The 10,303-nt window shown below is 71.8% G+C and carries 2 protein-coding genes; both read left to right on the forward strand.

The features are described 5' to 3' along the window. Positions 1-3 precede the first annotated feature (3 nt). A complete protein-coding gene (locus AOK17_RS39530; RefSeq protein WP_425424673.1) occupies positions 4-10,047 on the forward strand; it encodes an SDR family NAD(P)-dependent oxidoreductase in 10,044 nt (3,347 codons plus the stop codon). Between the two features lie 49 nt (positions 10,048-10,096). Continuing rightward, positions 10,097-10,303, forward strand: a 207-nt coding sequence (locus AOK17_RS39535) for a beta-ketoacyl synthase N-terminal-like domain-containing protein (protein WP_157881491.1), incomplete at its 3' end; no start/stop codon positions are given.

A 10,303-nucleotide genomic window follows, 5' to 3' on the forward strand; every position in this document is an offset into this window, starting at 1 on the left:
GAGGTGTTGTCGGAGGCGCGGGCGTGGCCGGTGGTGGAGCGGGCGCGGCGGGCGAGTGTGTCGGCGTTCGGTGTGAGTGGGACCAATGCTCATGTGGTGCTGGAACAGGCGCCGTTGGACGATTCGGAGGCGCTGACCGACTCCGCCGCGAACCCAGTCCCGGCACGCTCCGATGTTCCGGTTCCGGTGGTGGTGTCGGGTGCGTCGGCGGATGCGTTGGACGCTGGACTGGGGCGTCTGGCGTCACGGGTGGTGTCGGATCCCGGGCTGGATGTTGCGGGGGTGGGGTGGTCGGCTGCGCAGCGGTCGGTGTTCGCCCATCGGGCTGTGGTGGTGGCGTCCGACCGCGATGGCTTGGTCTCCGGTTTGAGGTCGCCGGTGGTGTCGGGGGTGGCTGGGCCGGTGGGTCGCACGGTGTTGGTGTTTCCGGGTCAGGGGACGCAGTGGTCGGGTATGGGCGCGGCGTTGTTGGAGTCGTCTCCGGTGTTCGCTGCCCGCATGGCTGAGTGTGCTGCGGCGTTGGCTCCGTTTGTGGAGTGGGATCTGCTGGAGGTGGTGCGTTCCGGGGGTGGTCTGGAGCGGGTGGATGTGGTGCAGCCGGTGACGTGGGCGGTGATGGTGTCACTGGCTGCGGTGTGGGCTTCGGCGGGTGTCATACCGGATGCGGTGGTGGGTCATTCGCAGGGTGAGATTGCTGCTGCGGTCGTGGCCGGCGCGTTGTCGTTGGGTGATGGTGCGCGGGTGGTGGCGTTGCGGTCGCAGGTGATCGGCCGGGTACTGGCCGGCGCGGGCGGCATGGCGTCCGTTGCGCTTCCCGCGGAAGCCGTGGAGGAGCGGTTGTCCGGCTGGGTGGGCCGGTTAAGTGTCGCGGCGGTCAACGGCCCTGCCATCACCGTGGTCTCCGGCGAGGCGGAAGCGGTCGGCGAGTTCGTCACACTGTGCGAGGGGCAGGGGGTGCGGGCGCGCCGTATCCCGGTGGACTACGCCTCCCACTCCGCCCAAGTGGAGGCCATCGAGGACGAGTTGGCGGGTCTGTTGGCGCCGGTGGTGGCCCGGGAGCCGTCGGTTCCGTTCTATTCCACCGTGGAGCCGGGCCGTGAGGCGCGCACGGACGCGGACTACTGGTACCGCAATCTGCGCGAGCCGGTCCGGTTCGCCGACACCATCGAGGCACTTCTGCATGACGGGTTGGGTGTGTTCATCGAGTCCAGCGCCCACCCCGTACTGACCATGGGTATCCAGGAGTTGGCCGACCGGGCGGGCCGTGAGGACACGGTGGTGGTGGGCAGCCTGCGCCGGGACGAAGGCAGTCTGCACCGCTGGTGGACCTCAGCGGCCGAAGCATTCGTACACGGTGTGGACGTCGACTGGAAGGCCGCCTACACGTCGCACAACCTCACCACAGCCTGCGTCGACCTGCCCACCTACCCCTTCCAACGCAGCCACTACTGGCTGGAGTCGGCCGAACATGGCGCGGCCGACGATCTTGCGTACCGCGTGTCGTGGAAGGCACTGCGTGAGGACGAGAGTGGGGCACGGCTGTCGGGACGCTGGATGCTCGTCGTGCCGGAGACAGTGGCGGAGTCTGCGTCAGCGACACAGATCGCGGAGGGCATGACCCGGGCCCTGGCTGACCGAGGCGCCAGTGTCGTGCGGCTCACCGTGGATCCGGCCTGCGACCGTTCGCGCCTCGGTGCTCTGCTGGCGGGGGCGGCGGACGCGCAGAACGGCGCCCCGCTCCAGGGCATCGTGTCCCTCCTCTCGCTGGCCGAGGGGACGCACTCCGAGCACCGGGCTCTCTCACTCGGCGTCGCCTCGTCGTTCACGCTGATCCAGGCGTTGGCCGACTCGGCCGTCGGCGCCCGGCTCTGGACGGTCACGCGAAACGCGGTGAGCGCGATGCCCGGGGAGGAGCCGTCCGTCGAGCAGGCGCAGCTCTGGGGGCTGGGCCGGGTGGCAGCCCTGGAGTCTCCCCATACCTGGGGTGGGCTGATCGACTTCCGCGCCGACCCCGGGCGTCTGGCCGCCGTTCCTGACCCTCGGTCCTTCCGGCGGGCCGCCGCCGCGCTGGCCTCTCCCGGTGCCGAGGACCAACTGGCGATACGTGGCTCAGGGGTGTACGGACGCAGGCTCGTCCGTGCCACGACCGACCAGACAAGGCCCGGCTGGCGGCCCCGTAACACCGTGCTGGTGACTGGGGAGATCGCTGAAGCGACGGCCGAGCCGTTGGTCCGCCGCCTGCTCGCCGATGGCGCCGAGCACGTCGTTCTCGCCGGCCCTGCCGCCTCCCTCCCGGCCTTGACCGCCGAGGGAACCGATCTGGACGGGCGCGTCAGTGTGGTGTCCTGCGGCCTGGATGACGACGACGCCCTCCGCGCGGTGATCGCCGACCGGACGCCGACCGCGGTACTCGCCGTACCACCGGCGGTGCCGCTGACCACCCTGCTGGAGACGAGTCCGGCGGCCTTCGCCGATGCGGTGCGCGCCAAGACGGATCTCGTCACCCGTCTCGACGCTCTGCTGGACGGCGTCGAGCTCGATGCCTTCGTCATCTTCTCGTCCGTCGCCGGTGTGTGGGGCGGGACAGGTCAGGCCGGTTACGCGGCGGGTACGGCCCACCTGGACGCGTTCGCCGAGCAGCGAAGGGCCCGTGGCCTGCCCTTCACCTCTCTGGCCTGGACGCCGTGGCAAGACGCGGCCGAGGTGGCGACCGGCGAGGCAACGGGCACCCAGGCAACGGTCGTAGCAGAGATGCGCCGGGCGGGGCTCACCCCGCTCGAACCGCAGCGTGCCGTCGAGGCCCTCTCCCATGCCGTGGGCCGAGGCGTGAGCGGCGTGACCGTCGCAGCCGTGGACTGGGAGCGGTTCCTGTCCGCCCGCGAGGCCGTACGACCGACCGCTCTCTTCGGCGAGCTGTCCGAGACACGCCGCATCCGGGCCGCCGACGGTGTGGCCAGTGGCGGCGAGGCGACGGTGGGTGGTTCCCCGACCGGCAGCCCCGAGATCGTCCGGTCCCTGGCGAACAGGTCCGAAGAGGAGCAACTGAGGTTCCTGCTGCGGCTGGTACGTACCCATGCCGCGACGGTGCTGGGACAGTCCTCGCCCGACGCGATCGACGTCAGGCAGCCGTTCAAGGCCCTGGGCTTCAACTCCGTGACCGCCGTCGAACTGCGCAACCGCCTGAGGGATGTCACCGGCCTCAAGCTCTCCGCGTCCCTCGTCTTCGACCACCCTGACCCGACCGCCCTCGCGCGCCATCTGCGGGAGGAAGCGCTCAGCCACACGGAGGGCGGCGACCACGACGGCGACGCCGCCGCGCGCACAACCGGCTCCGCAGCGACCGCAGGGCCGTCCGCCGGCCGGTCCGGACACGACTCCGAGCCCATCGCCGTCGTGTCGATGGCGTGCCGCTTCCCGGGTGGCGTGAACACCCCCGAGGAACTGTGGCGGATGCTGAGGGACGGTGGCGACGCGATCAGCGAGTTCCCGGACGACCGGGGCTGGCACCTGGACGAGCTGTACGACGCCGACCCGGACGCGGGCGGTCGTACGTACGTCCGGGAAGGCGGATTCCTGCACCAGGCACCGGACTTCGAGCCGGCCTTCTTCGGCATCTCACCGCGTGAGGCGGTGGCGATGGACCCGCAACAGCGTCTGATGCTGGAGACCTCGTGGGAGGCGTTCGAGCGGGCGGGCATCGACCCGGCGGTGCTGCGCGGCAGCCGCACCGGTGTGTTCGTCGGCACCAACGGACAGCACTACCTTGGCCTCCTCCAGAACGGTGAGGAGACCTTCGACGGCTACCTCGGCACCGGCAACTCGGCCAGTGTGATGTCCGGCCGGCTCTCGTACGTCTTCGGACTCGAAGGCCCGGCCATGACCGTCGACACGGCGTGTTCGGCCTCGCTGGTGGCCCTGCACCTGGCCGTGCAGGCGCTGCGCCGCGGCGAGTGCTCGATGGCACTGGCCGGGGGCGCGACCGTCATGTCGACGCCCGAGATGCTGGTGGAGTTCTCGCGGCAGCGCGTGCTGTCGCCCGGCAGCCGGTCGAGGGCGTTCGCCGGGGCGGCCGACGGTGTCGTGCTCGGCGAGGGCGCGGGCGTGCTGCTCCTGGAGCGGCTGTCGGACGCCGAACGGCTCGGCCACCCCGTACTGGCCGTCGTCCGGGGCTCGGCCGTCAACCAGGACGGTGCCAGCAACGGGCTCACAGCCCCCAACGGCCCCTCCCAGCAACGGGTCATCCGGCAGGCGCTCGCCGATGCCGGTCTCCGTGCCGAGGACGTCGATGTCGTGGAGGCGCACGGCACCGGCACCCCGCTCGGCGACCCCATCGAGGCCCAGGCCCTGCAGGCGACCTACGGTGCGTCCCGGACGCCCGACAAGCCGCTGTGGCTGGGGTCGGTGAAGTCCAACATCGGGCACGCACAGGCCGCGGCCGGTGTCGCGGGGATGATCAAGACGATCCTCTCCCTGCGTCATGGCGTCCTGCCCCGGACCCTGCATGTCGACGAACCGACCCCCCGTGTCGACTGGTCGTCCGGCACGGTCGCCCTGCTCACCGAGGCCGTGGAATGGCGGGAGGGCGACGAACCGCGTCGCGCCGGGGTGTCCGCCTTCGGTATCAGCGGCACCAACGCGCATGTCCTCATCGAGGAGGCCCCGCGCCCGTCCGCCCCTGCCCAGGTCACGTCTTCTGCCCAAGCCCCGTCTCCTGCCGAGGCAACCACATCCCACCCCCAACAGCCCCAAAAGGTGCAGGAGTTGCAGGCCCAGGCCCAACCGGACGGCCTCGTACCGCTGGTGCTCTCCGCCCGTACGGAAGCGGCGCTCCACGACCAGGCGGACCGACTGCGCGCCGCCCTCCTCGAAGACTCCGGCATACGCCCGGAGGACGCAGGACTCACCCTGCTCACCGCCCGCGCGCGTTTCGAGCACCGTGCCGTGGTCGGCGGGGAGAACCGCGAGGAGTTGCTCGACGCCCTTCATGCCCTCGCCCGCGGCCAGGAGCATCCGTCCGTGGCCCACTTCCACGCCGGCCCCGGGGACGGCGGCACGGTATTCGTCTTCCCCGGCCAGGGTTCCCAGTGGCCGGCCATGGCCGAAGGACTGCTTGAGCACTCCGCGGCCTTCCGCGAGTCCGCGGCAGCGTGCGACGCCGCACTGGGCGAGTTCCTCGACTGGTCGGTCCTGGACGTGCTCAGGCAGGTGCCGGGGGCGCCGTCGCTCGGCAGGGTCGACGTCGTCCAGCCCGTGCTGTTCACGATGATGGTGTCGCTGGCCGCCTGCTGGCGGGCGGCCGGGGTCCGGCCGTCGGCCGTCATCGGTCATTCCCAGGGCGAGATCGCCGCCGCCTGCGTCGCGGGCGGGCTCTCTTTGGAGGACGCCGCGAGGATCGTGGCGCTGCGCAGCCAGGCGTGGCTGACTCTCGCGGGCAAGGGCGGCATGGCTGCCGTGTCGCTGCCGGCCGAGCAGGTACGCGCCCGCCTGGCGCGCTTCGGCGACCGCCTGTCGGTCGCGGCCGTCAACAGCCCGAGTACTGCGGCGGTGGCCGGCGACCCCGAGGCACTGCGCGAGCTGCTGGCGGAACTGGACGCCGACGGTGTCCACGCCCGGGCGATCCCCGGTGTGGACACGGCCGGGCACTCCCCACAGGTGGACGCGCTGCGAGCGAGGCTGATGCGGGAACTGGCCCCGGTCACCCCCCGGTCCTGCGGCATCCCGTTCTACTCGACCGTCACCGGCGGACTGCTGGACACGGCCGAACTGGACGCCGCCTACTGGTATCGCAACATGCGCGAGCCGGTCGAGTTCGAACGGGCGACGCGTGCCCTGCTCGCCGACGGCCACCACGCGTTCCTGGAGTCCAGCCCGCACCCCATGCTCGCCGTGTCGCTGGAGGAAACCGTCTCCGACGCCGGTGCTCCGGCCGCGGTGCTGCACACCCTGCGCCGTGAGAAGGGCGGCACGAGGAACTTCGCCCTCGCGCTCGCCTCCGCTTGCGGCCGGGGCGTCGACATCGACGCCGAGGCGCTGTACGGACCGTCGGCACGCCGTGTCGACCTGCCCACGTACCCCTTCCAACGGCAGCGCTACTGGTACCACGCGCCCACACGGCGCGGTGACGCGGCCTCGATCGGACTGGCGGACGCCGGCCACGCGCTGCTCGGCGCAGGCGTCGAACTCCCCGACTCCGCCGGCCATGTCTACACGGCCAGGCTGGGCACGGACACCCAGCCGTGGCTGGCCGAACACGCCCTGCTGGGCACGGTGCTGCTGCCCGCCACCGCCTTCGTCGACCTCGTCCTGTGGGCGGGTGCCCGGTCCGGCTGCGGCCAGATCGACGAACTCGCCCTCCGAACACCCCTTGTGCTCCCCACGGACGGCGACGGAACCGGCGCCGGCACCGTGGAACTGCGCCTACAGGTCGGCGCGGCCGACGAGGAAGGCCATCGCACGGTCACCGTCCACTCCCGGGAGGCGGGTGCCCCACCGCGGTCGTCCTGGATCCTGCACGCCCAGGCCACCGTCACCCCGGCCACCGACGGAACCCCGGCCACCGACGAACGGGACACCTCACCGGCGCCCGGCGGGGTATGGCCGCCGGTCGGGGCACGGGCGGCAGACCTCCCGGCCCCCGCCGACTTCTACGACGCCTTCGAGGAACGTGGCTACGGCTACGGCCCCGCGTTCCGCGGATTCCGCATCGGCTGGCGCGACGGCGACACCGTGTACGCGGAGGTCGCCCTGCCCGGACCGGATGCCGGCGAAGCCGGTGCCCACGACATCCACCCGGCCCTGCTGGACGCCGCCCTCCAGACCATGAGCCTGGGCGAGTTCTTCCCCGCCGACGACCAGGCCCGCATGCCGTTCGCCCTGCGCGGAGTACGCCTCCACGCCACCGGCGCAGACCGGCTGCGCGTCACGGTCTCGAGCACCGGCACAGAGGCCGTACGCCTCGTGTGTGCCGACGGCGAGGGAAGGCCCGTGCTGGAAATCGACGAGCTCGTCGTACGCCCGGTCCCCGTCGAGCAACTCGCCGAGAGGGCAAGGGCCATCGGTTCCGGAGAAGGCGGCGGCTCCCTCCACCGGGTCCACTGGGTGCGGCCGCCGGCTCCTGAATCCCTGCCCGCCCAGCGCTGGGCCGTCGTCGGCGACGACCACTGCGGGCTGACCGCCGCCCTCACCGGCGCGGACATGGCCTGCGACACGTACCCCGACCTCGAATCACTGGTCGACGCCTGCTCCACGGACGCCGCCGCTCCGGACGCGGTCGCCGTCTCGCTCCCGCGAGTTGCGGGAGCTCCGGACCCGCGAACCGTGCGCACCAGCCTGCACAAGACCTTGGACATCACCCAGAGGTGGCTGAAGCACGCCGACCGGCTCCCGTCCAAGCTGGTCCTCGCCACCCGCGGCGCCGTCGCCGTCGACCCCGGTGAGACGGTGCGGGACACCGCGGCGGCCTCCGCATGGGGCCTGGTGCGGTCCGCCCAGTCCGAGGAACCCGACCGGATGGTGCTGCTGGACCTCGGTGCGGACGACGACACCGTCAGCGCGAGCGCGGTGGCCGCCGCGCTGGCCTCCGGGGAACCTCAACTCGCCGTCCGCGGCGAGCACATCCACACACCCCGCCTGACCGCGATGGGGCCGGCCACCCCCGACACCCTGGAGCTGCCCGCCGATCCCGCTCACGCCGCCGCCTGGCGGCTCGGTGCCGGCGGCGACGGCACCCTGGAAGGGCTGCGCCTCGCACCGGCGCCCGACACCCTGGCGCCCCTGCTGCCAGGCCAGATACGCGTCTCCGTACGTGCCGCCGGCCTCAACTTCCGTGACACGCTCATCGCGCTCGGCATGTACCCGGGCGACGGCGTCATGGGTGCCGAAGGCGCCGGAGTCGTGACCGAGACAGGCCCCGGAGTCACCGCCTTCGCCCCGGGCGACCGGGTGCTGGGCATGTGGACCGGCGGCCTCGGCCCGAACGCCGTCGCCGACCACCGCATGGTGGCCCGCATCCCGGACGGCTGGTCGTACGCCCAAGCCGCCTCCGTGCCCGCCGTCTTCCTCACCGCCCACTACGCCCTCAACCGGCTCGCCCGGGCCGAGCGGGGCCAGTCCCTGCTGATCCACGCGGCGACCGGAGGCGTCGGCATGGCGGCACTCCAACTCGCCCGGCATCTCGGTCTGACCGTCTACACGACCGCGAGCGGCGCGAAGTGGGACACCCTCCGCCAACTCGGCGTGCCCGAGCGGCACATCGCGAACTCCCGCACCCTGGACTTCGCCGACCGGTTCCTGGAGGCGACCGACGGCGAAGGCGTCGACATCGTCCTCAACTCCCTTGCCGGGGACTTCGTCGACGCCTCACTGCGCCTGCTGCCCCGAGGCGGCCACTTCCTGGAACTGGGCAAGGCCGACGTCCGGGACTCCCGGCTCGTCGCCGAGGCCCACCCCGGCACCGCCTACCAGCCGTTCGACCTCGTCCAGGCCGGACCGGAGGCCGTCGGCGAGATGCTGACCGAACTCCTGGAACTGTTCGAGGCCGGCATCCTGCGACCGCTGCCGCTCACCGTCCACGACGTACGACAGGCGCGGCGGGCCTTCCGCACCCTCAGCCAGGGCAAGCACACCGGCAAACTCGTGCTCACGATGCCGCCCGCCTTCGACGCCCACGGCACGGTGCTCATCACCGGTGGAACGGGCACGCTCGGCAGCGCCGTCGCCCGTCACCTCGTCGGCGAGCACGGCGTACGCCACCTCGTCATCGCCGGCCGCAAGGGCCAGGAGGCCGACGGCGCGGCCGACCTCGTAAGCGAACTCACCGAGTTGGGCGCCCAGGTCACCATCCGGGCCTGCGACGCGGCCGACCGCGACCAGCTCGCCGCCCTGATCGACGCGATCCCGACGGCGCAGCCGCTGCGTGCCGTCGTGCACACGGCCGGAGTCCTGGACGACAGCACCCTGCCCTCGCTCACCCCCGAGCGGATGGACGCCGTGCTCCGGCCCAAGGTCGACGCCGTCCTCAACCTCCACGAGCTGACCAAGGACCTGGACCTGTCCGCCTTCGTCCTCTACTCGTCCTCCTCCGCGCTGTTCGGCAGCCCCGGACAGGGCAGCTACGCCGCGGCCAACGCCTTCGTCGACGCCTTCGCCCAATACCGGCGGGGTACGGGACTCCCGGCCGTCTCACTCGCCTGGGGACTGTGGGCCCGCAACAGCCGCATGGCGGAACACCTCGACCAGGGCGACATGCGCCGTCGGCTCGCCCGCGGCGGCATCCTGCCCCTGACCGACGCCGAGGGCGTGGCGCTCTTCGACGAGGCGCAGCACTGGGACGAGGCGCTCCAGGTCCCGATCCGCATCAACCAGGCCACGCTGCACGCCCAGGGCAAGGTGCCGCCCTTCCTGAGCGGTCTGGTACGGGACCGGCGCGGCTCGCTCCCCGTCTCCGCGGCGGCGCAGCCGGACACGGCGACGGTCGACACGACACTGGGCCACCGGATCGCCGAACTCCCCGCCGTCGAACAGCTGGAGACGGTACTGGCTGCCGTACGCACCCACGCGGCGGCGGTGCTCGGTTACAGCGAGAACAGCGAGATCCATGCCGAACACAGCTTCCGCGACCTGGGTTTCGACTCGCTGACGGCAGTGGAACTGCGCAACCGCCTCACCGCCGCGACCGGTCTCCGGCTCAACGCCACCCTGGTGTTCGACCACCCCACGCCCGAGGCACTCGCCGGACACCTGCACACCCGGCTCGCCCCCGACACACCGACGGAGGGCGGCGAGGTCTCTCTCACGAGCGAACTGGACCGCCTGGAAAAGCTGTTCGTCCACCTCGCCGATCAGGGAGCCCTGGACACGGCCGTCCCCGACGGCACGGCACGCGACGAGATCACGAACCGGCTTGCCGTCCTGTCCGGGCTGTGGGACCAGCTCAACGGCGCGACGAGCGGCCTCACCGACCCGGACGGCGGCGACGACGACGTGAGCGGAACGCTCGACGCCGCCGACGACGAAGAACTCTTCGCGTTCATCGACGACCGGTTCTGAAGCGTCCCCACCCACACCGACCATCCGAAACACCACGGGGTGACGAAACATGGCTGACGAGCAGCAGCTGCGCGCCTATCTGAAGCGAGCCACCACCGAACTCCACCGTGCCACCACACGATTGAAGAAGACCGAGGACCGGGCCCACGAGCCGATCGCGATCGTGGGTATGGGCTGCCGTTTCCCCGGTGGGGTGGCTTCCGCGGAGGACCTGTGGGACCTGGTGGAGACGGGAACGGACGCGGTGTCGCCGTTC

Source organism: Streptomyces phaeochromogenes (genome assembly GCF_001418655.1).
GTDB classification, from domain to species: Bacteria; Actinomycetota; Actinomycetes; order Streptomycetales; family Streptomycetaceae; genus Streptomyces; species Streptomyces phaeochromogenes.